The sequence below is a fragment of the Glaciihabitans sp. dw_435 genome (assembly GCF_018449675.1).
In the GTDB taxonomy this organism is placed as follows: Bacteria; Actinomycetota; Actinomycetes; order Actinomycetales; family Microbacteriaceae; genus Glaciihabitans.
On record NZ_JAAVUZ010000001.1, the window covers coordinates 520703 to 545096 of the forward strand.

The following is a 24394-nucleotide window of genomic DNA, read 5'->3' on the forward strand; positions in this document are numbered from 1 at the left end:
GCCGCGGACTGACTGAGCCGCGCGGCGTCGCCCCTCCCCGGAGCTACTTCGCCAGGACGCGCTCCATGCCCTTCCACACGTACGGACCGAGTGTGGTGCTGTACGTCGCGGTGATGTGGGTCGGGTCGTAGTACACGGCAACGTTCCCGATAACGAGCGGACACTTGTCGTCGGCGCAGTAGAAGCTCGACAGGTCGATCAGGTTCACGCCCTTGGAGGTCTTTGCGGCCTCCGTGGCGGCGTCGTTGTCCCTCCACGCGTAGTCGGGGGTGACGGTGCAGGCCTGGGCCGCCGACGCCGACCCGGAGGCGGCGAGGCAGTCGATATCGCTGTTCTCGAAGGACGGGTTGTCGGAGATGACCATGATCTTGGTTCCGGTGGCGAGCACGGGTGCCCACGCCTTCTTGTATCCGGCGACGCGGGAATCCGGCGTGCCCGCCGGAACCTCCTTGTAGCCGGAGGCCTGCGCGAGACGGGTATCCGCGAGGACTATGCCGTCGTAATGGGCGTTCTCCAGCGTCTTCTGCACGTCGCGGCGCGGGTCGCACACCGGGTCCGTCCCCATGTTTCCCCACACGCATGCCTTGCCGATGTAGGTGTCCAGGCTCCAGCCCTTTTTCTCGAGCTGCGACAGCATCGCGGGCATCATCATCGACGCGTGGGAGTCACCGACGAGGGCGATGCGCACGGCATCCGGAGCGCTCGACCCGTAGTGGCACACGCGGTACGCACGACCGGTACCCGCGGCGCAGTCGAAGCCGGGGCCGGTGTCCGCCTTGAGGCCCGCGGGATCGGGCGCGAAGATGTCACCGAGCGACGAGTTGTCGCAGCTGCGGGTGGGATCCATCGCGGCGGCACCGAGGCACACCACCGGGTTCTTTTCTGCGCTCGACGCGAGGTTTGCCGCCGCTTCCGCCCTCTGGTTCACGATGGTGAGTCCGGTGACCCCGACGGCGAGAACGAGACACATGGCCGCAAGTCCCGCCACGAACGTGAGCCCGCTGCTCTTGCGCCGCGCAAGGAAACTGCTGGTGCTGCGCGCCGGGTCTTCGACGTACTTCTTGGTCAGCCAGGCAAGCACGAACGACAGGGCAAGCATGCCGATCTTTTCCGGCACATTGGAGGAACCGCCGAAGAAGAACGCGCCACCGACGATGATCGGCCAGTGCCACAGGTAGAGCGAGTAGGAGATGTCTCCGACGAAGCCGACGGGTCGCAGCGCGAACAGGGCGCTCGGAGCCCAGCGGGCGGTGGATGACCCGGCCCAGAGCACCGCGAGTGCGCCAAACACCGGCAGCAGTGCCGCGGTCCCGGGGAACGGCGTCGCGGCCGTGTAGGTGAGCACGGTGATCGCGATCGCGGCAAGTCCCAGCCAGGACACCGCGGCGCGCACGTGCTGGTTGCCCGTCGCCTTCGCCGACCCGATGAGGGCGAGCAGTCCGCCAACGCCGAACTCCCACGCGCGCACCGGGGTGATGAAGTACGCCTGCGACGGGTTGGTGTGCGTGAGGTACAGCGACAGCACGAAGCTGGCGACGGTGACGACGGCGAGCGTGACGGTGACCGCCCGCTCTGGACTGGCGGACCTGCGCACCTTGATCGCCACAAACACCGCGGCGAGGATCAGCAGCGGCCAGACGAGGTAGAACTGCTCTTCGGCCGAGAGCGACCAGAAGTGCTGCGCGACAGTCGCGATGTTGTTCGCGGCCAGATAGTCGACGGAGTTGGCGGCAAGCGTCCAGTTCTCGAAGTAGAACGCCGAGGAGATGATCTCCCAGAAGAACGACTGCCAGTTGGCCGACGGAACGACAGCGAAGGTGATGAGAGCGGATGCCACGAGCACGAGCAACGACGCGGGCAGGAGCCTGCGCACCCGGCGGGCCCAGAACCGGGGGAGAGAGATCGTGCCGGTGCGCAGCACCTCGCGCATCAGGTGCGCCGTGATGAGATAGCCGGAGATGACGAAGAACACGTCGACGCCGACGTACCCACCCGGGAGATGCTGGGGCCAGAAGTGGTACAGAACTACCGACAGCACCGCGACGGCGCGCAGCGCCTGGATGTCTGTTCGTACAGCGCGTGGTTCAGCCAACCCATGACTCCATCAAAGTATTGAGGTCTTCGCGAATCGCGAGACCGAGTAGACGATAACCGTCATCAACTGGATGAGCGCCGTCAATCGACCGGCCAGCTTCCCAGAAATCGCCGTCCCGTTGCTCCACCCACGGATCAATGAAGTCCCATCCGCGGGATGCGGCAAGCTCCGACAGCTGCAGGTTGTAGGTGCGAGCTTCGGTGGCGTGCTGATCAAACGGAGGGATGGCACTGACCACCGTGTGCCGGGCATCCGTCGTCTCCACAATACGGGAGAGATCGCCCGCCGCCTGATCCCACGGCACGCCGTGACTCACGTTGTTGGTGCCCGCGAGGATCACGACGATGTCGGTGTCGTCGATACGGGTGACCCCCTCGGCCATCGCCGTCGTGGTCGCTCCTGCCACCGCCCAGCCGCCGGCGTACACCAGGTTGTCATCGGTTGCCCAGAGGGCCCAGGTGCTCGCGTCCAGTCCGTTGGCGATCGAACGCGTCTTCCCCGCCGAGAGGGAGTCACCCACGATGGCAAGGCGCAGCGGTGAGGTGTGTGTGCCTGTTGGGGATGGCGCCGGCGTGGTGCATCCACTCAATCCCAGCGCAATCGCTGACGCGAGGACCAGGGCGACCGCGGTCGCCATCACCGTGCTGCCGGTTCGGCGGGAGGGGCGTGGCATCGGCGCTCCGATCGAGTCGGGTGAACGGTTGGTTAGGGAACGAGCTCCGCGCGGTGAATGAGGGCCGCCGCACCGATGAGCGGGCCGTCGCTGGACAGCCCGGAGGGAACGACCTTTACCTTTGTAACAAATCCGAAGTTGACGCGCGTGGCGATTGCCGTACGGATGTGGTCAAACAGGTCGGGCGTGACGTGCGAGAAGCCTCCGCCGATGGCGACGATCTCGAGGTCAACAAGGGACGTCGCCGACGCGATGGCCCTGCCGATGGCGCGACCGGAACGCTCGACGGCGGCGGCGGCGATGGTGTCACCGGCCGCGTAGCTGGCGGCGAGGTCTTCGCCGGTCGATCCGACCCAGCCCTGCGCGCGCGCCCAGGAAACGGTCTTGGGACCGGAGGCGATCGCTTCGACGCAGCCGCGTCCACCGCAGGGGCACGGGTCGTCGAAGCCGGCGACCTCGATGTGGCCGATGTGGCCGGCGTTGCCGGTGGGACCGGCGACGGTGAGGCCGCCGAGGATGATTCCGCCGCCGATACCTGTGGAGACGATCATGCCCATGACGTTGTTGTAGCCGCGGGCAGCGCCCACCCAGTGCTCGGCGAGGGCGATGCACAGGCCGTCCATGCGGAGGGTCACGGGCACGGCGGGAACGTGCGCGGCAACGAGGTCGCGCAGGGGGAACCCGCGCCACACCGGAAGATTCAGGGGAGAGACGAGGGCATTGGCGACATCAATGGGGCCGGCGGAGCCGATGCCAACGCCCACGAGCTCCGCGTCAGAGGGGAGGCTCGCCAGTGAATCGGCGACCACCGAGAGGACGGCCGCCGCGAGGTCGTCGGACGTGGATGCAGGTCCGGTCGGGTGCCGGAACCGGGTTCCGGCAACGACGTTTCCGTCGCTGTCTACGAGTGCTGCTTCGGCTTTAGTGCCGCCAAGGTCAACTGCTAGCGCCACTGCCAAAGTCATGCCCCAATCGTACTGGCGCGCGGAGGGGCCCAATGTCCGCCCGGGCGGCTGGACAGTTTCCCAGCTAGCGTTCCTAGGCTCACAGGATGCGAATTCTTGTCACCGGTGCCACGGGATACATTGGCGGGCGGCTCGTGCCGCGTCTGTTGGAAGCCGGGCACAGCGTGCGCGTGCTCGTGCGCAACCCGGACCGCCTTGCCGAGGTTCCCTGGAGCCCCGACGTCGACATCGTTAAGGGCGATCTGACCGACCGCGCGAGCATCGCCGCCGCCGCCGAGGGCATGGACGTCATCTATTACCTCGTGCACGCGATGGCGAGCGGCCGCGACTTCGAGAAGGTGGAGCTGCGGTCCGCCAAGTACACGGCTGCCGCTGCCGCCGCGGCAGGCGTAAAGCGCATCGTGTACCTCGGGGGTCTGCACCCGCGCGAGGGTGCCCTCAGCCCGCACCTCCGCAGTCGTGCGGCCGTCGGGCGCATCCTGCTGGGTTCTGGAGTGCCGACGGTGGCGTTCCAGGCCGGCACGGTGATCGGCTCCGGCTCGGCGTCCTTCGAGATGATCCGCCACCTGTCCGAGGTGCTGCCGTACATGCCGGCGCCCAAGTGGGTACGTAACTTCATCCAGCCGATCGCCGTGCGCGACGTGCTCTACTACCTCGTCCAGGCAGCGGAGCTGCCCGGGGACGTCAACCGCACGTTCGACATCGGAGGCCCCGACGTGCTGCGGTACGGCCAGATGATGAACGGCTATGCCGTCGAGGCGGGCCTGCGACAGCGCCCCATCGCCTCGCTTCCCGTGCTCACGCCGTGGCTCGCCTCCCAGTGGGTCAACCTCGTCACCCCGATCCCGCGCGCGCTCGCCGTGCCGATCATCGCCTCGCTGCAATACGACTGCGTCGTGAACGAGCACGACATCCAGCGGTACATCCCCGATCCCGACGGCGGCCTCACCGGCTACCGCACGTCCGTTCGGCTTGCCCTCGGCAAGATGCGCGCCGGTGAGGTGGAAACGAGCTGGCAGAACTCGTCGATCGCCGGAGCACCCAGCGACCTGCTGCCGAGCGACCCCGACTGGTCGGGCCACACCGTCTACACCGACCTGCGCACCCAGCACTCCGACGCTCCAGCTCCGCAGCTGTGGAGTGTCATCGAGGGCATCGGTGGCGACAACGGCTGGTACTCGTTCCCGCTTGCCTGGGCCGCCCGCGGCTGGATGGACAAACTCGTCGGCGGAGTGGGTCTTCGCCGCGGCCGCCGCGACGCAAAGCGCCTGAAGGTCGGCGATGCCCTCGACTTCTGGAGGGTTGAGCAGATCGACCGCGGACGATTCCTGCGCCTGCGCGCGGAAATGAAGGTTCCGGGCGGTGCGTGGCTGGAAATGACCGCGGAGGATGACCCGAACGGCGGATCCACCTACCGCCAGAGGGCGGTGTTCTTCCCCGCCGGTCTCGCCGGACGGCTGTACTGGTACTCGATCCTGCCCTTCCACGGCGTGATCTTCTCCGGCATGGCCAACCGCATCACCCAGACCGCAGTTGCCGCTACGGCGGACACGCCGGTGTCGGCTGCCTAGCAGCTATTGCGCTGCCCAACGTGGCAATGGACTGGCAATGTTCGCGTCATAGTGAGCTTTATTGGCGCGAACGGCTCCGCTGCCGCATGATGGATATGAGTGAGGTGGTTCATATGACTGACAGTCTCAACCCGGTCCCGAGCGAAAAGATCGTCTTCGTCGGAGACAGCATCACCCATTCCGGCCGCTGGCAGGAATGGTTCCCGGACGCCGAAGTCCACGTCGAGGCAACCCCCGGCGACACAACCGACCGTCTCGCGGAGCGCTTGCCCGCCATCGTCGACCTGCAGCCGAACATCATCGTTCTGCTCATCGGGGCGAACGATTTTGGTGCGAACCGCTCGGTCGAGAACGTCGTGCGCAGCATCGAGTACTTCCTCGCGAACGTGCGCAACGAGGTGCCTGGTTCCCGGACGCTCGTGCAGTCGATCCTCCCGCGGGGTCGCGAGTACTCAAACGACATCCAGGACGCCAATCGTCACCTTCGGCAGTACGCGACGACGCTGCACGCGCAGTATCTCGACCTGTGGCCCCTCTTTGCGATGGACGACGGCGAGCTCAGTCCCGAGTACACCGACGACCGCCTGCACCTGAACGATGCAGGGTACGAGGCATGGCTCGAACTTCTCCGTCCGGCGTTCGCCCGGTTGAAGGACGCGCGGCCCATGACCCAGCCGATCGGAATCATCCCCGGCTACTAGTCGGTCGGACGCCGCTGGGGCCAGTGGGCCGCGTTAGCGTGCCTCTGTCCCCGGAGCCGACAATCGGGGAACACTGGCCAGCAGCCTTCTGGTGTACGGCGACGCGGGTGACCGCAACACGGACTCCGTCGCGCCCGCCTCGACTACCCGGCCGCGCTCGAGCACGACGGTGTCCTGACACAGGGCAGCCACGACTCCGAGGTCGTGCGAGACGAGAACCACGGTGATCGACTCCGACAGCGATGCGAGCAGGTCGACGATGCGCACGCGCGTGCTGACGTCCAACGCGCTGACCGGTTCGTCTGCGAGCAGCACCCGCGGTCCGGGAATGATGGCCCGGGCGATGGCGATGCGCTGGCGCTGGCCGCCGGAGAACTCGTGTGGGTATCGGGACACCGCGTCCGCGGGAAGGTCGACGGCCTTCAGCGCCGCCGCAATCGCCGGGCCAGCCGCCCCGGGGATCTTCAGCGACCGCAGCGGCTCCGCGAGAATGCGGCCGACCGTCTGGCGGGGGTCGAGGGACGAGTACGGGTCCTGGAAGACCGCCTGCACGTTGCGCCGGAAACTCCGCAGGTAGGCACGCTCCCGCAGCAGGGCGGTTCCGTCGAAGGTGACGTCGCCGGTGGTCGGGGAAGCTAGCCCCAGCAGCAGGCGCAGCAGCGTGGTCTTGCCGGCGCCGGATTCCCCCACGATGGCGAGGTTGCGCCCCTCGGTCACCGCGAAGCTCACGTCGTGCAGCACCGCGGGTCCGCGGCGGTACGCGAATCCGACGTTACTGGTTTCGAGAATGCTCACGAGATCCTCCCGAGGGCGTCATCGAAGGCGCGGGCACCGGCGACAAGCGACCTGGTGTACTCGTGTTCGGGGGAGCGCAGCAGCTCAGCGATCGGTCCGCGCTCCACGGCGACGCCGTCCTTCAGCACCACCACATGGTCGACAACGCGCGACACGACGGCGAGGTCGTGGCTGATGAAGAGCAGCGCCATCTGGCGTTCCGCCACGACTCGGGCGAGCAGGTCGAGGATCTCGCCCTGCACCGTGACATCCAGCGCCGTCGTCGGTTCGTCCGCGATGAGCAGCAGCGGGTTGGTCGCGAGCGCCATTGCGAGGGCTACGCGCTGGCGTTGTCCGCCGGAGACCTCGTGCGGGTAGGAGTTCGCGATCCGGTCGGGGTCCGGCAGGGCGACGTCGGTGAGGGATGAGTGGATGACCCGCAGCAGCGTGTCCCGGGACATCCGCTCGCCATCCCGCTGCGCACGGCGCCGCAGTGGCTCGGCCAGCTGCCGGCCGAGCTTCATGAGGGGATCCAGAGCGGTGAGAGGCTCCTGGAAGACTGTGGAGCTCGCGCGGCCGCGCAGCGATCGCAGGTCGCGTTCGCGGGCCCCGATCACCTGCATTCCGTCGAGCTTGAGCGACCCCTCGGCACGGAGGCCGGTGGGCAGCAGTCCGGCGATGGCCAGCGCGGTGAGGGACTTGCCGCTGCCGGATTCGCCGATCAGGCCAAGACGCTCGCCGCGACCAATCGCGAGCGACAGGTCGTCGACGAGGGTCCGGCCGCCGCCGCGGATGGTGAGGCCGTTGACGCCGAGGAGGGGGCTGTTGTCGGTCATCGGGGTCCCTCGGTCGTGGGTGCGGGCACCGCTCGCGCAGACACCCGGCGCAGCGGGTCACCGATGTCGCGCAGCCCATCGGCGATGAGGTTGAGGCCGAGCACGAGGATCACGATCGCGATACCGGGGGCTATCGCGCCGATGGGTGCCGTCAGCACGGTTCCCTCCGCCTCTTTCAGCATGCGACCCCACGAGGAGTTGGGCGGCGGAGCGCCGAGGCCGAGGTAGGACAGCGAGGCCTCCGCGATGACCGAGAGACCGAACTGCAGTGCCAGGTTGACGAGAATCGTCGGCCACACGTTGGGCAGTAGGTGCTGCCAGATGATGCCCCACATTCCGGTGCCCGAGGTGCGCGACGCGGTGATGTAGTCGAGAGCGAGGATGCGCTTGGCGAGGATGCGGGTGAGGCGGGCGATGATGGCCGACATTGCCAGCCCGATGGCGAGCACCGCCGACCACAGCGATGCGCCTTGCGCGGCAACGATCAGCATCGCGAGCAGGAGGGTCGGAAACGCGATCAGGATGTCGAGGAACGCCGAGACCCCGTCGTCGAGGACCCGACCGGCGAACGCGGCAACCAGCCCCAGGGTGATGCCGATCACGGCGCCGATGGCGACGGACCCGATGCCGACAGCCAGGGCGATGCGCGCGCCGATCATGAGTTGGGTCGCGAGGTCGCGACCCAGACGGTCGGTCCCGGCCCAGTGAGCGAGCGACGGAGGCTCAAGGCGGGAGCCGGCGGTGTCCGCCGGGTCGTAGGGCAGCCAAAACAGCGAGACGATCGCGGTGGCGAGCACGAGTCCGAACAGCACGAGCCCGACGACGAGCGTCCACGACCGGCGCCGGCGGGTGGCCGTGGTGATCGCCTCGAGGGCGACGACGGCGGTCACGGCCGGTTCCCCGATACCGTGTCGCGCAGGCGCGGGTCCACCAGGCGTTGTGCGATATCCGCGCCGAATCCGACCAGCAGCACGAACAGGGTGGAGACGAACAGTACCCCCTGCACCGCCGGGTAGTCGTGCTGGGAAATTCCGAGAACCAGCATCGAGCCGAGGCCCGGGAGGGTGAAGACGCTCTCGACGACGACGGCGCCGAGGAACGTGGTCGCCAGCTCGATGCCGAGAATGGCGATGACCGGGACTGCGCCGTTGCGGAGACCGTGGCGCACGAGGGTGCCGGAGAAGGACCCGCCGAGGGACCGGAAGGTGCGCAGGTAGTCGCTGCCGAGCACATCGAGCGTTGCCGAGCGCACGTAGCGCAACAGAGAGGCGGACATCACGATGGCGATGGTCAGCACCGGCAGCGTCAGCGAACGAAGGGCCGCGGCGGGGTCCTTCCAATCATCCCGGGGAAACCCGCCAGACGGAAGAAGATGAGCAGACAGCGCCAGCCAGGAGATCAGCAGGATCCCCACCCAGAAGACGGGGATGGCGATGCCGAGTTGCGATGCCGCCGAAATGGTGGCGCCGTACCAGCGGGAGGACTTCGTCGCCGCGATGATGCCGAGGGGAACGGCGATGATGACCGCAAGAACGAAGGACAGGAGTGTGAGCGGAAGGGTCACCACCAGACGGGCGGTGATCTCAGGTCCGATGGGAAGGTTGCTGATGAATGAGCGCCCGAAGTCGAAGGTGACCAGCTGGCGCAGGAAGATACCGAACTGCTGCCAGATGCTCTGGTCGCTGCCGACCTGAGCGCGTGCGGCGGAGATCTGCGCGTCGGTCGCACCGACTCCCAGCAGCGCGTTTGCCGGGTCGCCCGGCAGCAGCCGCAGCAGCGCGAAAATCACGATCGACGCCAGCACAAGGGACACCACGAGCACCACGAGCCGGCGCAGGATGTAAATCGTCATGGTGATCTCAACGCTAGCGCCCCGGCCGTTGCCGACCGGGGCGCCTGAAGCGTGGTGCTTTCGTGTGCTTACGCGGACTTCGTGATGTTGAAGGCGAAGAACTGCGAGTTGATGCCGTTCAGCGGGTATCCGGTGACGTTTGATGCCGCCACCACGATCTGCGGGTAGAGGTAGAGCCATCCGCTCGCCGCATCGTTGGCGATGATCTCGTTAGCTTCCTTGAGCTTCGCCGTCTGCTCATCGGTGGTGTCGCTCGTCTCGGACTGGTCGATCAGCGTGGTCACCTTGGGGTTGTTGTAGCCCCAGTAGAAGTCCGGGTTGCCGTAGAAGACGATGTCGCGGTGGTTGACGTGCTCCTGCAGCGTGGCCTGGAAGTCCAGCTTCTGGTACACCTTCGTGTACCACTCGTCCGCCGTGATGGTGTTGATCGTCACGGTGATGCCGACCTTGGCGAGCTCGCTCTTGAGGAACTCGGCAACGATCGGGTGCGGGTCGTAGTCGGGGGTGTCGAGCGTGAACTCGAATCCCTTCGGGTAACCGGCGTCCGCGAGCAGCGCCGTGGCCTTGGCCGGGTCGTAGGCGTTGACCGAGTTGAGGTCTTCGTACCACGGGTCAGTCGGGGGAACGAAGGAGCCGATGAGGGTTCCGTAGTCGCCCCACACCGAGGTCAGCAGCTTCTTCTTGTCGATGGCTGCGGAAATCGCCTGGCGCACCTTGACGTTGTTGAACGGCGCCACGCGGTCGTTGTACGCGAGCACCTCCTTGGTGGTCGAGTCGCCGTCGTTCACCTTGTAGTCCGCGTTGTTCTCGAACTGCGGGATGGCGTCGGGGCTCTGCACGCTCGTGACGATGTCCACGGCGTTGGTCAGCAGCGCGTTGTTCAGCGCCGTCGCGTCCGTGAAGTAGGTGAAGACAACTTCCTTGTTCTTGGCAGCGGTGCCCCAGTAGTCGGCGTCGCGCTCGAGCGAGAGCGATGATCCGCGCTTCCAGGTGCCGAGCTTGTAGGGTCCCGTGCCGTCCTCGGCCGTGGTGGGGTCCTTCAACGCGTCATTCATGATCCACACGTAGCTGAGGTTGTAGGGGAGGGAGATCGACTTCGAGGTCAGCGTGATGACGACGGTCGAGTCATCCGGTGTCGCAATCGTCTTCACGTTGTCGAACGTGCTCTTGCGCGAGCTCTTGGAGGTCTCCGCGCGCACGCGGTCGATGCTGTACTTCACATCGGTCGCGGTGAGTGGGTCGCCGGAGTGGAACTTCACGTCCTTCTGCAGCGTGAACGTGTAGGTCAGTCCGTCGTCGCTCTTGGTGAAGTCGGACGCGAGGCCGTTGACGACCTCACCCTTGTCCGTGAGGGTGAACAGTCCCTCGTACACGTTGCCGTTGAGGGCTTCGCTGACGCCCTGGCCGCCGCCGGCGGTGTTGTCGAGGTTCTGCGGTTCGTAGGATGACCCGATCGTGATGGTTGCGTCGGAATCGGCGCCCCCTCCACTGGAGTCGGGGGCCGTCGTCGAGCATCCGGCAAGCACGATTGCGGTCGCGATGCCAATGCCGGACAGCAGATAACGCTGTTTCACTGTGGTTCTCCTTGGGATGTGGTGCGGGACAAGCTGATGCGGGAAGGCTGTGGTGGCAGTGGGTTAGTGGACCGAGTAGCCGCCGGTGAAGACCGGGTTCTTCTCTCCCGCGGTGACCGGAACAGTGAAGCGGTTCTGGCGCGGCGGCAGAGGGCAGTTGTACTGGATGGAGAATCCGCACGGCGGCACGAACGACTGGTTGAAGTCGAGGATCACGCGGGACGGGTCATCCGTGTGCTGGACAAAGAGGAAACGGCCGGAACCGTAGGTGCTGACGCCGTTCGTCGGGTCGCCGAAGACGAGGAGCAGGGTTCCGTCGTCATCGAACGCGCTCAGCGTGTAGTCGACGCCATCGCGGGTGAACGTGATGTCGCCGGGGACAACGAGGTCGCGGGTGGCACCGACGTTGTCGCGCAGGTGCTCGAACGGAATGGTGCGTCCGTCTTCCGCGGGAGTGAAGGTCGCTTCGATGACCCACTCGGGCGCGTAGGGGAACACGTCGATGTGATCGAACGAGCGGATGGCCTCGGACGCTGCATCCCAGAGGCGGATTCCGTTCTCGCGGGAGCCGTTGTCGATGTTCTTGCGAGTGAGGGCGGTTACCGTCACGGTGGAGGGCTGGCCGGCGAGAGCCTGCTCCGTCGACACGATGGAACCGTCGGTGAGCCACCGGGTCTCGATCAGCGCGAGGTCGCCCTGCGGCTTCGTCACGCGGGTGGCGCGGGCCTCGCGCCACTGGGTCCAGGAGGTGGGGATGGTGGGAGAGGCATCGGGCATGGGACAGCGACCATTCGTTGGGTGTTCAGCAGTTCAGTATTTTTCACGTCCGCCGCAATAGCGAATGTGATTACCAAATGTTGCGCGCGGGGCACAAACATCGGGTGGGTGACTCCTCGCCGAGGCAGCCATGCGGATAACGCCGGGCCAGGGGCGAGGGCGCGTGCGACGGTGCGCGAGCCTACGCGGGTGTAACAAACCGCGGGTAGAACTCTATTCCGCCCCGGCGCGCGTCTAATTCCGGTCGGGGTATCACCACAGCTGCGCCGACGCCAGCCCGACGACAAGAATTCGCCGACGCATACGCTGGAAAGTGCCGGGGCGAGGTAGCCGTCGGCGTGAGAAGGAGTGACATGACATCCCTGTGGTTGAGCCAGGCCCGTGACATCCTCACTGACGAATTCGTGGCCGGCGCACACTTCGACGAGGTCATCGTCGGCGCGGGAATTACCGGACTCGTCTCCGCCGTGCTGTTCGCCCGGGCCGGACGCCGGGTGGCTGTGCTCGAATCGCGAACGGTCGGCGCGGGCACCACTGGAAACACCACCGCAAAGATTTCGCAGTTGCAGGGCACCCAGTTCTCGAAGGTGCACAGCCACGGGTACCAGGCAATGCTGCAGGCATACGCCGACGGCAATCGCGACGCGTTCGACTGGCTGATGGACTACACCTCGACGCACGGCATCGAGGTCGAGCGGCGTGACGCCGTGACGTACGCGGGGACAGCGGATGGCGCGGCGCGCGTCGACCGCGAGTTCGAGCTTGCCCGTTCCGTCGGGCTCGACGTGGCGCGTGTCGCCTATGCGGGGCTGCCCTTCACCACCTTCGGAGCCGTCGTGCTGCCCAACCAGGCGCAGTTCGACCCGCTGGATCTGCTCGCGGCGCTCGCCGCGGAGCTGCGGTCCCTCGGCGGGGTGATCTTCGAGGGCACGCGAGTGACGGGCGTGCGGGCCTCGCAGCCGGCGCGAGTGCAGACCTACTCGGGAGAGCTGACCGCCGATCACGTCATCCTCGCCACGGGCACCCCGATTCTCGACAGGGGCCTCTACTTCGCCAAGGTGTCCGCGGAGCGCAGTTACGCGCAGTCGTTCGAGCTGCCCGGCGACGCGCTGCCGGACGGCATGTACCTGGGCGTGGAGACGCCGACCCGGAGCATCCGCACCTCGAAGGGATTGTTGCTGACCGGCGGCAACGGGCATCCGGTGGGGCGCGAGGCCTCCCCGCAGGCGCGCGCGGACGACCTGACGGCGTGGACGAAGCGCTTCTGGCCGGGCGCGGAGTTGACCCACGCGTGGTCAGCCCAGGACTACAGCACCGCCCACCGTGTGCCGTTCGTCGGCTGGCTGCCGCGGGGCCGGCAGCGCATCTTCCTCGCGACCGGATACGACAAGTGGGGGATGACCGGCGGCGTTGCCGCGGCGCTGACCCTCGTCGCCGACATCCTCGGCTCCGGCAGCACGCAATGGCAGACGGTGCTGCACCACCGGGTGACGATGCCGCGCGCCATCGGACGGGGGATCGGCGAGAACGCCGCGGTCGCCTGGTGGTACGCAAAGGGGTACACGAAGGCGCTGTCCCGCCCGCTTCCCGCCGAGGCGCCCGCGGAAGGCGTCGGCGTCGTCGGTCGCCAGGGGCTGAAACCCACTGTCGAATCGACGGTCAACGGCACCACCTGCGCGCTGTCGGCGGTCTGCAGCCACCTCGGCGCTGTCGTCACCTGGAACGATGCGGAGAAGAGCTGGGACTGCCCCGCGCACGGATCGCGCTTCGCCGCCGACGGCACCCGGCTGGAAGGGCCGGCAACGCGTGATCTGCGTCCCCGCTAATGCGCGATATCCTTGTGCCCGATGACTTCGTACCCGACGCCGGCGTTCCGCCGCACCGCCCTCGCTCCCGGAATTCTTGCCGCGATCGTTCTCATGGCGGGCTTCGCCCTCCTCGGCGGGTCGGGATTCATCTGGATCCAGTTCGCCACGAGCATCCTGGCGATCATCGTCGCCGTCTACGCGTGGCAGGCAAAGCAGTGGTGGTGGTTCATCGGCCTGGTCCCCATTGCCGTGCTGTGGAATCCCATCGTCGTCATCGACATCCACAACGATGGCCTCTGGCTTGGCCTGCAGTACGTAGCGGCCCTGGTGTTCATCGCCTGCGGCATCTTCATCAAGGTGCCCAACCCCGATGACCGCAACGCGCGCAAGCGCTGAGCACGGCGCCCGACTTCGTTTGGGCTTATAATGAGTCAAGCGCAACACGAACCCACCATCCGCATCGCGATTGGGTCTGGGATTTCGAGAAAGCGCCTTCTGTCGGTATCTAATGACGGCAGATTCTAGAATCTGGGACATTCGCCGAAATTAGCCGGTGGAGATCTCCCCTACCCGTGCCGAATGTGTGGCACAAGGAGGAACATGGCCCAATCAGGCCAGCGCCAGAGAAGCCAGAGGCCCGCAGCGTCTCGGCAGTCTGCACAGCGACGACGTCCCCGCGGAACCGACGATGCCGGGGTGATCCCCGTTCTCGCCCGCGCCGCCCGTGAGGTCGAGGCCGCGGTTCAGAAGGGCCCCCTGAAGTCGGCGAACCGCGCCCGTTTCCAGGTCGCCGCCCTGCTTCTGCGTGAAGAGCGCGCCCGGGTCAAGGTCGATCCGGAACTCACCGAGTCAGAACGCTCCAACGAGCAGAAGCGTCTCGACGGCCTCGCGGGTATTCTCGCCAAGACCGCCGCCCGCGACACCAGCCTCATCTCACTCCTCGGCGACGACGCCCCGATTACCGCAGCGGCCAAGACCCTGCGTCGTGACCTGCTGCTGGCGGCCGGCGTCGAGCTCAGCCCCGATGAGCTGATCATCACCACCGAGCCCAAGCCCGTCGATGCGCAGGTGCTCAAGCAGGTCGTCCCGCAGTCGGTGCGCCAGCTGCAGATGTCCAACCCGTTCCTCGCCCCCGACTTCAGCGCGATGCAGGCAAAGCCCGCCCGGGTCAACCGTCTCGCGAACTGGGAGCTCATCGAGCCGCTGTTCCGTGCCTTCGAGTACGGCGCCGGCGGCGGAACCGCCAGCATGGAGCTTCCCGAGGCGACCACGCTGCGCACTCCCGGCAAGCTCGAGCTCATGCGTCACCAGGCCCGCTTCGTCGAAGAGGTCAAGCAGGGTCACCGCACGTTCCTGCTCGCGGACGAACCGGGCCTCGGCAAGACGGCACAGGCCCTGCTCGCGGCATCCGTCTCCAACTCCTACCCGCTCCTGGTGGTCGTGCCCAACGTGGTCAAGACCAACTGGGCGCGCGAGGTCGAACTCTGGACTCCCCAGCGCACGGCAACCGTCGTGCACGGTGACGGCAACGACGTGGACGCGTTCAGCGACGTCGTCATCGTCAACTACGAGGTGCTCGACCGACACGTCGGCTGGCTCAGCCGGTTCGGTTTCAAGGGCATGGTCGTCGACGAGGCCCACTTCATCAAGAACCTCACCTCGCAGCGGTCCAAACACGTGCTCGCGCTCAGCCGCAGCATTCGCGCCACCAGTCCGCGCGCGCTCTTCATGGCACTGACGGGTACACCCCTGATCAACCAGATCGACGACTTCCGCGCCATCTGGCAGTTCCTTGGCTGGATCGACGACAAGAAGCCGATGCCAGAACTCATGGACGCCCTCGAGGACACGGGGCTCACCCCCGCCGACTTCGGCTTCTTCGCCGAGGCACGGCACGCGGTCATCGACATGGGAATCGTGCGTCGCAAGAAGGTGGATGTCGCGGCCGACATCCCCGCTCGTCGCATCGCCGACATCCCGGTCGAGCTTGACGACGATCTCGGACGCTCGATCCGCGAGGCAGAGGCAGCCCTCACCGCCCGCCTGCTCGATCGCTACCGCCGCCGGCTCGCACTCCGGAAGGCTGACGCCGGGGAGTTCGACCCGGAGATCGACGGAGACCGCCTCATTCGCGCCGTCGCCCGCGAGGAACTGGAAGACTCCAAGTCCTCGAAGACCGCTGAAAACGTCTTCACGATGGTCCGCCGCATCGGGCAGGCCAAGGCGACCCTCGCCGCGGACTACACCGCGCAGCTCGCTCGCAACGTCGGCAAGGTGGTGTTCTTCGCCAAGCACATAGACGTGATGGATGCCGCCGAGGCGCACTTTGCCAAGGTCGGCCTCAAGTCCGTATCGATCCGTGGTGAGCAGTCCGCCAAGGCGCGCCAGAGCGCCATCGACGCGTTCACCACCGATCCCGAGGTGTCGGTGGTCGTGGCATCCCTCACCGCTGCTGGTGTCGGCCTCAACTTGCAGGCCGCGTCCAACGTCGTCCTCGCCGAGCTCAGCTGGACCAGTGCCGAGCAGACACAGGCCATCGACCGCGTGCACCGCATCGGTCAGGAACTACCCGTCACCGCGTGGCGAATCATTGCCGCGCAGACCATCGACGCCCGCATCGCCGAACTCATTGACAGCAAGGCGGGGCTTGCGGCCCGCGCACTCGACGGGTCTGATGAAGAAGTGACAGCCGAATCCAGCGTGCAGCTCGAAGCCCTCGTGAGCCTCCTCACCGAGGCCCTCGCGTGAGCCCCGACCTCGTGCTGGTCGAGCCGACGCCGGATCCCCGCTCACTTGGCCGCAACGACGTCATCGTCCGCAAGGGACAGTTCACCCTCGTCAACAGCAAGCTGACGCCGCAGCAGTCCCTCATCGAAGACCTGCTCGCGATTCGCGACGTTCTCGACGCCGCCGAAATCGAGTACCTCCTGGTGCGCGATGACGATGATCACCCGATTCTCGCCGTCGATCGCAAGCGCCGTTCGCAGCTCGAACGCGCCCTTGCCGCGGCGTTTGCCACCGAACCGTTCTATTCGAAGGCGGGGGATGCCCCTGCGCTGTTCGTTGCGGATGGACGCCTGTCCCGCTCGGGCAAGAGCCGTGTAGTGCGGCTGTTCCGTCCCCGCATCGAACCGGTCGGCCGCCTGCGGTACGGAGCCTCCAATGGCGTCCGGCTGGAGTTCTGGGACTTCGGCGTCGAGACGATCGTTGCCCCCTCCGAAAACGCGCTCATGCGCACGAGCCTCCCGCGCTCCGAGGCCATCGACGCAACAGTGTCGCTCTACGGTCGCGAATGGCGCACCCTCGACGGCATGTTCGCGACACACGCGACGGACATCACCTTCGACATCGACATGGTCTTCTCCTGGGTCGACGGCACCGCCATCGAGTTCCAGCGTGCGCGCGCCCTGCGCATGCAGGCATACGTTGTGGGGGAGGGGGATGACTCGGAGGCCCGTTACCGCCAGATCGACGAACTCAAGTACGCCCTCCGCAGCGTGTACATGTTCGCCCCCTGGGTTCGCCGCATCTTCATCGTGACCGACTCACCCAGGCCCGTCTGGCTGGATGACCACCCGTCGGTGACGATCGTCCGCAGCGAGGAGTTCTTCCAGGACGTGTCGGTGCTGCCGACCCACAGCTCGCACGCCGTGGAGAGCCAGCTGCACCACATTCCGGGTCTCAGCGAGCACTTCCTGTACTCCAATGACGACATGTTCTTCGGCCGTCCAGTCACCCCGGACATGTTCTTCTCCCCCGGGGGAATCACCAAGTTCATTGAGGCGACCACGCGCATCGGACTCGGAGAAAACAACCCGGCCCGCAGCGGCTTCGAAAACGCGGCGCGGGTCAACCGCCGGTTGCTGCAGGAGCGTTTCGGTCGCGTCACCACCCGTCACCTCGAGCATGCGGCGACGCCGCTGCGCAAGAGCGTGCTCGACGAAATGGAGCGCGAGTTCGCCGAGGACTTCCGCCGCACCGCGGCTAGCCCGTTCAGGTCGAGCACCGACATCTCGGTGACGAATTCGTTCTATCACTACTACGCGCTGATGACCGGTCGCGCCGTCGTGCAGACCGAGGCACGGGTTCTCTACATCGAAACCACGCTGAAGGTGGCCCTGAAAGAGATGGATTCGCTGCTCAAGCAGCGGTCCTACGACTTCTTCTGCCTCAACGACGGAAGCGCGCCCGAGATCTCGGTCGAGAAACGCACAACCGCGGTTGTGTCGTTCCTCGACCGGTACTTCGGAATTTCCGCTCCGTGGGAAACTACGCCAGCACTCGAATGGGAAGAGTCATCGGAGGCTCCTGCGGAACCGGTGGGTTAACCGCATCGGCGATGCGGACGCCCGACGCCGAGAGGCGTCTGACCGTCTCGGCCGCGTCGACGTAGGCGAGAGCCGAATACTCCCCGATCGGAACGACGGAGTGCAGCACGGTGTTCTCGTAGACGTGAACGAGGTTGAAGGCGCGCGCGCCGTCACGGCCGCGGGTTCCTCCGACCGGCACGTTGAGATCCTGGGTGTAGCAGGTGGCCGATGCCACCGACACCGGGATGCCGGCGAAGGTGCTGGTGGATGAATAGTGCAGGTGCCCAGCGATGATGCTGCGCACGTCGCTACCCTCGAGGACCTCTGCCAGCCCCGCCTGGTCGCGCAGCTCGACAAGAACTGCGAGGTCGAGCACGCTGGGCACCGGCGGGTGGTGCATGGCCAGAATGGTGCCGTGCGGTGCCGGCACCGACAACTCCTCCGCCAACCAGTCCAGCTGCGCGCTGCTGATCTCGCCGTAGTGTGCTCCGGGAACCGTGGAGTCAAGGGTGATGACGCGCAGGCCGTTCACGTCATAGACGCGGTCAACCGGGCGGGAGTTGGGGACTTCACCAAAGAGTTCTTCGCGGAAGTTCTCGCGCTTGTCGTGGTTGCCCATGACCCAGATGATCTGGGATCCCAGCTTGGCGGCGACAGGTTCGACGATCGCGCGGAGACGCTGGTAGGCCTCGGTCTCGCCATGATCTGCGAGATCCCCGGTGATGATGATCGCCTCGGGGCGTCCATCCGATTGCGCGAGCTCTTCGAAGAGTTCACGCAGGTGTGCTTCGCTGTCGACGGTGTCGTACAGGCGCTTATTACCCGCCAAAAGGTGGGTGTCGCTGAGGTGAAGGAGGAAGTGGTCCGCCCGCGGATACTCAGCCGTTCTAATGCTCACGAGCCGTCCATTCGGGTCGAGGTTGCGATCACGGCGATCGCGATCACCCATGCTACACAGGTAAGTCGAGCATGGGAGGGTTAACAGGAGGTTGCCGCCACGCGGCGTAACGTGGTTTCCGTTGGTAAACAATTGGAGGACAACCCCGGTGTCTCGGTTTGTGCGCTTCGAACAGTTCGGCGGTCCCGAGGTCCTTTCGGTGGTGAATGTCGAGCCTCCACGTCCCGGTCCCGGCCAGGTTCGGGTGCAGGTTCGCGTCGCGGGACTCAATCCCGTTGACCACAAGATCTTCGCCGGGGGACCGACCGCCGAGAAGCACGGGGCACGTCTACCCTCCGGAGTTGGCAACGATTTCTCCGGCATCGTCGACCAGGTGGGCGAGGGAGTGACGTCGCTGCGGCCCGGAGATGCGGTGTTCGGAGGCGCCCGGCACCGCGCCCAGGCCGACTTTGTCGTGGTGGACGCCGATCGCGTGCTCCGGAAGCCCGAGCGGCTCACAATCGAACAGGCGGGGGCTCTGGACATCTCGGGACGTGCGGCCTGGGCGACGGTGCAGGCAGTGCGGGTCGCGGCGGATGACACGGTGCTGGTCAGTGCCGCTGCGGGAGGTGTTGGCCTGCTCGCCTGCCAGCTGGCGCTGGCGACGGGAGCGACGGTGATCGGTACGGCAAGCCTCCGTAACCATGACTTCCTGCGATCGATCGGCGTCGTCCCTGTGGAGTACGGCGAGGGACTGGCCGAACGAGTGCGGGACGCATCACGGGGCCGCGTCACCGCGGTTCTCGACTACAACGGTGCGGAGACCATCGACGCCGGACTCGCCCTCGGCGTACACGGTTCCCGCATCAATACGATCGTCGCCCGCGGCCATGCGTCAGAGCATGGCATCGGGGGAGTGGGAGGGCAGGCGGCGTCCCTCGACAACCTGCTCGAACTGGCCGAACTGATCGCCGGCGGCAGCATCGTTCTCCCCATCGACTCCGTGTTCCCGATTCAGCGGGTTGCCGAGGCCTATACGCGCCTCTCCCTGGGGCACACGCGGGGAAAGTCGATTCTCGTTACCGAGTAGCGTCTCCGGGTGAATCGGCGTCAGCGCACCTGCGCGGCGCAGACAATGCAGAGGTGAGCCTGCGGGCGTGCCTCGAGGCGACCGGAGGCAATCTCCTTGCCGCAGCGACCGCAGAGTCCATAGGTTCCGTCCTCGAGACGCACGAGCGCGGCGTCGATTTCGGACAGGTGCTGCGCGGACTGCTTCAGCATTGCTGAGGACTGGGACCGCTCGAACGCCAGCGTCGGACCCTCGGGGTCGTGCTCATCGTCGGTAGGGGAATCGCGTCGAGCACTGAGGAATGCGCCCATCTCTTCATTGAGACGGTCGATCAACAATCGGGTTTGTTCCCGATCCCCCACGAGTCGGACCCGCAGAGACGTACGCTGCCGTGACGTAAGTGCGGTGGTTTGGCGTTCGGCGATCCCAGTCATTAGGCAAGTACAGACCCCCCAAAGAGGGGAAGAAAGGACTAGCCAGATCGGGCGCTATGCGCTACCGGGCGCCAGCCCGTCGCGCCGACAGCCGACGGATCGCCGTGGCTGGAATTTCAAGCCAGCCGGGACGGTTGCGGGATTCGTAGACGGCTTCGTACAGGGCTTTGTCGATCTCGAACGCGTCCAGTAGTGCGCGGTGTTCCCGGACATCGAATCCCGACCGCTCGATGTAGCCATCGACGAACGCGTGGCGGGCCGCCGATGCCCAGGCCGCCGCGGTGTCGTCCCCGTTGCGCAGGGCAACGGAACCGGCGGCGTAGTCGAAGGAGCGGAGCATCCCGGCAACGTCGCGGAGCGTGACATCGAGCTCCGAGCGCTCGGCCATGGGCCGGAGCGGTTCACCCTCGAAGTCCAGCAGCACCCAGCCGCGGTCGGGCACCGCCAGAACCTGGCCGAGGTGATAATCGCCATGGATCCGCTGGAGGTTGGGCCAGGGAGCATCGCTTGCCGCTGCGTAGATTGCCTCAATGGCTTCGCGGCAGGTTTCCAGCGACGGCACTTCGAGCATCGCGAGCGTCAGGCGCGCCCGCATGCTCGCCAGGACTGCATCGATGTCGTCGCGCGACGCGACCCGGGTCGGCATCTGCGTGGCGAGGATGGCGTGCACATCGGCGGTTGCGACTCCGAGGGCGTGCGCACGCTCGCTGAAGTCCTCGCCCGATTCCGCGGCGCTCAGCGCGACGCGCCACGCGTCCTCGACTCCGGGAAGGAACTCCTGGGCGAACGCGAGGTGTCCGACGGCGACGCCATCGTCACGGCCAGAGTCCGACCAGGTGCCAGACACGTAGCCGATGGAGGCGGGAACGAGGTCGCTGCCCGCAGCGGCGATGACCGACTGCAGCGTGACATCCGGATTTTCCCCGTGGTGCAGCGCGCGAAATACCTTGATGATGATCGACGGGCCGTCGGTGACGGTGCAGATGATCGACGTGTTGGACTGCTCGCCGCTGAGAACCTTCGAGCTGATGACCTCGATGTCCTGCGTTCCCGGCTGGCGGTGACCTGATGCCCCATCGACCGACTCGTTGCCGAGGATCAGCTTCAGCAGCGCACTTGGGTAGGCCGAGTCGTGGGTTCCATCGTAAATGGACCAATCATCCACGACGCCGATCGGCTCGACTCCCAGCAGGGGGGTCAGTCGCTCCGTGAGCGGAACCTGATACAGCACGGTGGCCGAGGGACCACGATCGAGGAAGTAGTGAGTGGTGACGCGGACCGTGTCATCCGCTACCTGCCAGCCTCCGATGCGCTCGAGCCGGGGCTCAGAGCCCTTGTTGGCGTACCAGCGCTGCGACGCCAGCCATCCAGGGAATGTGGGTGGGATAACTGCATCGAAGCTCACGGTTTGAATTTACGCTGGATCGCTGAGGATTCACCAAGGGTTGACACACTCACGGCGTGTCCACACCTTTGGCTCACGAGTCCTTTTCGTGGTCGGCGATCACCGTGAGCAACTGTGCCTTTGTCATGCGGGAGTAGCCGGTGAGCCCCGCCGACTTTGCATACGCGCGCAGCTCCGCGACGGTGTTGGCCGCCGTGGGGGCGCCCGGTGCTTCGGTCGAAGCAGAGGCCGCAGCGGCCGGCGTTGGGGTGGGCGCGGGCGGCATCGGTGCCTCGCCTGTGGCGCCGGCGGCAGTGGCGTCGGCTGTGGGCGCCGCAGGGGCGTTTGCCTCGACAGGAATCGCCTCGGGGACCTGAACATCGGAGGCGGTCGTCTCCGTGGCCGGAATATCCGCGGCCGAGGCATCCTCGACCGCGTCATTCGTCGCAGTGGCAACCGGCGCGGCGGGACGCGTGGCCGTGGATCTCGGCGCACGGGGAGCGCGTGCTTTCGGAGGCGCCGTGCCGGCGGTTGTGGGGATCGTCGGCGGTGTGGTGGTGGCAGCACCGACCGTGGTGCTTGCTTCCGGGGCATCCACTATCAATTCCACTGACCGGGGTGGGAGCGGCTGGAGTGCCTCCCGGGTTTTCTTGGTGCGGCGGAACAGGTTGAAGAACACTCGGGACCCCTTGGCGTTAACGATGCGGTCCGTTCATTCTGCCGCAGTGCGGGAAGCACGTTCTGCAGCGACAAACTCCGAGTACGCGTCGTCGCTGAACAGCACGAACCGCACGAGACCGACCCCGCCGGTTTCGCGCACGGTCTGCAGCGCGATCCGTGCAGCATCGGCCATGGGCCATCCGTACACGCCGGCAGAAATGGCGGGGAACGCAATGGTGTCCGCGCCGATCCGGGCGGCAACCCGGAGCGACTCCCGGTACGCACTGGCGAGCAACTCGCTGCGGTCCTCGCGTGGCGAATAAACGGGACCGACGGTGTGGATGACCCGACCTGCGCGCAGTCGGCCCGCGGTCGTATCAACGGCCTGCCCTGTGGGTAGTCCCTCCGGGTAGGTCTCCTCACGCAGACGGCGACACTCGGCCAGGATGTCGGGGCCGCCGACCCGGTGAATCGCACCATCGACGCCGCCGCCACCCAGCAGCGTGCTGTTGGCCGCATTCACCACGGCGTCCACGGCCTGCTCAGTGATATCGCCGCGCACAATTTGAATTTGCATGCTTCCAGAACTAGCACGCACCGCCGACGATGAACACGGGATACCGGTTCGTCTGCTCGTCAGCCGGCCTCCGCCCGAAACCGTCCGAGCAACCGCCACACGGCGCGGGTAAGCGGAGGATGATCCAGGGCTATCTGTCGGAGTACCCGGTATTCACGTGTGGGGGTCGGCAGCTGTCCGTCGTTGGCGGTGATGGCATCCGCTCGCAGGAGATACACGACGAGTTCGTCCACCGTGGGCAGTTCGTCCATGAACTCCCAGGGATCCTGACCGTCCAAACATCTCTCGAAAATGACGGTGTCCAGTTCGGTGCGTGCCTCGTGCCGAAGCGCTTCGAGACTCACCCGACCGCGAGGACCGGGGGCGTTCGGGTGCATGATTCAAGCCTAAACGCCCTGCGCCGGTCACGTAAAACGCGCCTCAACGACGGTGGAACACACCCAGTTCTCCACAGGGAGCGAGGGCGCCCAGTTATCCCCATTTCGTTCACCCCTCCGTCTGGCCACGGCGCTGCGGAGCACGATCGACGCATGAACGAACTTCCCCGACCCGATGAACTGGCGCCGCTCCTGACCGACGCGGACGTCGAGACGCGAGTGTCGACGCTGATCGGGCGCGCCACCGTGCGGCAGCTGTGGCTGCTGTTTCTCGATGACGATGGAGTGCAGCTGCCGCTCCTGCTTCCCATCGAGGGGTTGCCGCCGTCGCCACGTCACACCGATCTGGAATCGATGATGACGTCGATTTCCCACCTCATGTCCTCCATCGGCGCCGACAGTGCGGTGCTGGTGTGGGAGCGCTACGGGGCAGCGACGCTTACCGCCAACGATGTCTCCTGGTTACAGGCGCTGGTGGGCGCGTGCGCGGTCGAGAACCTCGCGATCCGCGCCGTGCTGCTGTCGTACCGCAACGGCGTCCGATGGGTCGCGCCAGATGACTACATCTGATGCGCGGCACCCGGAGGGCCGTCACATCTCGCCGAGGTCGACACCTCCGGCTTCATGGGCAAGGTCGAGATCGCCGCCGTCGGGTTTTGAGCCCTCTTCGGTGATTGGGGTGTCGGGCGCCAAATCGACGGTCTCCTCCGGAGACGGCATTCCCGTGACCTGCGCGTCGCTTCCCACGCGCCGTCCTAACATCGCATCGTTCATTGCGTGCTCCTTGGGTCGGACAGCGCGCGAGCGGTGCGCCGATGCAAGCCACCCTAGGCACCAGTGGGCGTGCGTATCAGGGCTTGACCGCTGAGATAATCTCGTGCGCGCTATCCGCCGGGCGGAACCTAGACGCCATCCGTGTCATCGTCGGCGTCCAGATCGGCGTCCGCCGGAACGCTGCCGTCGGTGTAGGTGTCGCTGGCGGATGACGTCGTGGACGAACTTGACGTGGTCGATGTCGTCTCGGTCGTTGTGCCGTCGTCGTCCGTTGTGGTCGTCTTCTTGGTGGTGGACTCGGTCATC

The 24394-nt window shown here is 66.2% G+C and carries 25 protein-coding genes; 8 read left to right on the top strand and 17 right to left on the bottom strand.

The features are described from left to right. Positions 1–43: 43 nt before the first annotated feature. The 3 genes from HB677_RS02475 to HB677_RS02485 are packed head-to-tail and all read right to left on the bottom strand — an operon-like array spanning position 44 to position 3733. Complete coding sequence (locus HB677_RS02475; protein WP_213814050.1) at positions 44–2092, bottom strand: acyltransferase family protein; 2049 nt, start codon at positions 2090–2092, stop codon at positions 44–46. Beyond that, positions 2085–2768 (bottom strand): SGNH/GDSL hydrolase family protein, encoded by a 684-nt coding sequence (locus HB677_RS02480; RefSeq protein WP_213814051.1) that lies wholly within the window; start codon positions 2766–2768, stop codon positions 2085–2087. The genes HB677_RS02475 and HB677_RS02480 overlap by 8 nt, the downstream gene beginning before the upstream one ends. A 32-nt stretch (positions 2769–2800) precedes the next feature. Beyond that, positions 2801–3733: an ROK family protein gene (locus HB677_RS02485; protein WP_213814052.1), complete on the bottom strand. Its 933-nt coding sequence runs from the start codon at positions 3731–3733 to the stop codon at positions 2801–2803. A gap of 86 nt (positions 3734–3819) precedes the next feature. Between HB677_RS02485 and HB677_RS02490 the strand changes: the two genes are divergently transcribed. Both HB677_RS02490 and HB677_RS02495 read left to right on the top strand, forming a co-directional pair. Then, positions 3820–5304, top strand: a complete 1485-nt coding sequence (locus HB677_RS02490) for an SDR family oxidoreductase (protein WP_213814053.1) — start codon at positions 3820–3822, stop codon at positions 5302–5304. A 113-nt stretch (positions 5305–5417) separates the two neighbouring features. Beyond that, positions 5418–6005, top strand: coding sequence for a GDSL-type esterase/lipase family protein (locus HB677_RS02495; protein WP_213814054.1), 588 nt, complete (start codon positions 5418–5420; stop codon positions 6003–6005). 33 nt (positions 6006–6038) lie between these two features. Here HB677_RS02495 and HB677_RS02500 read toward each other — a convergent pair whose 3' ends face one another. From HB677_RS02500 to HB677_RS02525, 6 genes are all read right to left on the bottom strand, one after another. Further along, the gene (locus tag HB677_RS02500; protein ID WP_213814055.1) at positions 6039–6800 is read right to left on the bottom strand and encodes an ABC transporter ATP-binding protein; all 762 of its coding nucleotides are present in this window, start codon (positions 6798–6800) and stop codon (positions 6039–6041) included. After that, a complete protein-coding gene (locus tag HB677_RS02505) occupies positions 6797–7615 on the bottom strand; it encodes an ABC transporter ATP-binding protein (RefSeq protein ID WP_213814056.1) in 819 nt (272 codons plus the stop codon). Before HB677_RS02505 ends, HB677_RS02500 begins: the two co-directional genes overlap by 4 nt. Then, positions 7612–8505 carry an ABC transporter permease gene (locus tag HB677_RS02510; RefSeq protein ID WP_213814057.1) on the bottom strand — a complete coding sequence of 298 codons (894 nt, stop codon included), beginning with the start codon at positions 8503–8505 and terminating at the stop codon, positions 7612–7614. Before HB677_RS02510 ends, HB677_RS02505 begins: the two co-directional genes overlap by 4 nt. Next, entirely contained in the window at positions 8502–9467 is a 966-nt protein-coding gene (locus tag HB677_RS02515) for an ABC transporter permease (RefSeq protein WP_213814058.1), read from the bottom strand. Before HB677_RS02515 ends, HB677_RS02510 begins: the two co-directional genes overlap by 4 nt. A 68-nt stretch (positions 9468–9535) precedes the next feature. Further along, entirely contained in the window at positions 9536–11041 is a 1506-nt protein-coding gene (locus HB677_RS02520; protein ID WP_307852448.1) for an ABC transporter substrate-binding protein, read from the bottom strand. Between the two features lie 63 nt (positions 11042–11104). Then, positions 11105–11818, bottom strand: a complete 714-nt coding sequence (locus HB677_RS02525; RefSeq protein ID WP_213814059.1) for a DUF1684 domain-containing protein — start codon at positions 11816–11818, stop codon at positions 11105–11107. A 353-nt stretch (positions 11819–12171) separates the two neighbouring features. Between HB677_RS02525 and HB677_RS02530 the strand changes: the two genes are divergently transcribed. The 4 genes from HB677_RS02530 to HB677_RS02545 all read left to right on the top strand — a co-directional run bounded on the left by HB677_RS02530 (position 12172) and on the right by HB677_RS02545 (position 17954). Continuing rightward, positions 12172–13644, top strand: coding sequence for an FAD-dependent oxidoreductase (locus tag HB677_RS02530; RefSeq protein WP_213814060.1), 1473 nt, complete (start codon positions 12172–12174; stop codon positions 13642–13644). A gap of 21 nt (positions 13645–13665) precedes the next feature. Beyond that, entirely contained in the window at positions 13666–14022 is a 357-nt protein-coding gene (locus HB677_RS02535) for a DUF6804 family protein (protein ID WP_213814061.1), read from the top strand. A gap of 204 nt (positions 14023–14226) precedes the next feature. Then, positions 14227–16374: a DEAD/DEAH box helicase gene (locus tag HB677_RS02540; protein WP_213814062.1), complete on the top strand. Its 2148-nt coding sequence runs from the start codon at positions 14227–14229 to the stop codon at positions 16372–16374. Continuing rightward, the gene (locus tag HB677_RS02545) at positions 16371–17954 is read left to right on the top strand and encodes a stealth conserved region 3 domain-containing protein (protein WP_307852449.1); all 1584 of its coding nucleotides are present in this window, start codon (positions 16371–16373) and stop codon (positions 17952–17954) included. Before HB677_RS02540 ends, HB677_RS02545 begins: the two co-directional genes overlap by 4 nt. Here HB677_RS02545 and HB677_RS02550 read toward each other — a convergent pair. Further along, positions 17896–18834, bottom strand: a complete 939-nt coding sequence (locus HB677_RS02550; protein ID WP_307852450.1) for a phosphodiesterase — start codon at positions 18832–18834, stop codon at positions 17896–17898. The genes HB677_RS02545 and HB677_RS02550 overlap by 59 nt on opposite strands. Positions 18835–18982: 148 nt before the next feature. On the opposite strand from HB677_RS02550, the gene HB677_RS02555 reads away from it, so the two are divergent. Further along, positions 18983–19903 carry an NADP-dependent oxidoreductase gene (locus HB677_RS02555; protein WP_213814064.1) on the top strand — a complete coding sequence of 307 codons (921 nt, stop codon included), beginning with the start codon at positions 18983–18985 and terminating at the stop codon, positions 19901–19903. Between the two features lie 20 nt (positions 19904–19923). Here the strand turns inward: HB677_RS02555 and HB677_RS02560 are convergent, their stop codons facing one another. The 5 genes from HB677_RS02560 to HB677_RS02580 form a co-directional block, all read right to left on the bottom strand. Next, entirely contained in the window at positions 19924–20220 is a 297-nt protein-coding gene (locus HB677_RS02560; RefSeq protein WP_255546056.1) for a TraR/DksA C4-type zinc finger protein, read from the bottom strand. A 157-nt stretch (positions 20221–20377) separates the two neighbouring features. Further along, positions 20378–21721 (bottom strand): phosphotransferase, encoded by a 1344-nt coding sequence (locus HB677_RS02565; RefSeq protein ID WP_213814065.1) that lies wholly within the window; start codon positions 21719–21721, stop codon positions 20378–20380. A gap of 73 nt (positions 21722–21794) precedes the next feature. Then, positions 21795–22379 (bottom strand): Rho termination factor N-terminal domain-containing protein, encoded by a 585-nt coding sequence (locus tag HB677_RS18725; protein WP_213814066.1) that lies wholly within the window; start codon positions 22377–22379, stop codon positions 21795–21797. Between the two features lie 33 nt (positions 22380–22412). Beyond that, positions 22413–22937 (bottom strand): O-acetyl-ADP-ribose deacetylase, encoded by a 525-nt coding sequence (locus HB677_RS02575; protein WP_213814067.1) that lies wholly within the window; start codon positions 22935–22937, stop codon positions 22413–22415. 59 nt (positions 22938–22996) lie between these two features. Then, positions 22997–23314 (bottom strand): tryptophan synthase subunit alpha, encoded by a 318-nt coding sequence (locus tag HB677_RS02580; protein ID WP_213814068.1) that lies wholly within the window; start codon positions 23312–23314, stop codon positions 22997–22999. A 153-nt stretch (positions 23315–23467) separates the two neighbouring features. Here HB677_RS02580 and HB677_RS02585 point away from each other — a divergent pair, with 153 nt between their 5' ends. Further along, positions 23468–23884, top strand: coding sequence for a hypothetical protein (locus tag HB677_RS02585; RefSeq protein WP_213814069.1), 417 nt, complete (start codon positions 23468–23470; stop codon positions 23882–23884). A gap of 21 nt (positions 23885–23905) precedes the next feature. Here the strand turns inward: HB677_RS02585 and HB677_RS02590 are convergent, their stop codons facing one another. After that, the gene (locus HB677_RS02590) at positions 23906–24088 is read right to left on the bottom strand and encodes a hypothetical protein (protein ID WP_213814070.1); all 183 of its coding nucleotides are present in this window, start codon (positions 24086–24088) and stop codon (positions 23906–23908) included. A gap of 128 nt (positions 24089–24216) precedes the next feature. Further along, positions 24217–24393 carry a hypothetical protein gene (locus HB677_RS02595; protein WP_213814071.1) on the bottom strand — a complete coding sequence of 59 codons (177 nt, stop codon included), beginning with the start codon at positions 24391–24393 and terminating at the stop codon, positions 24217–24219. Position 24394 lies beyond the last annotated feature (1 nt).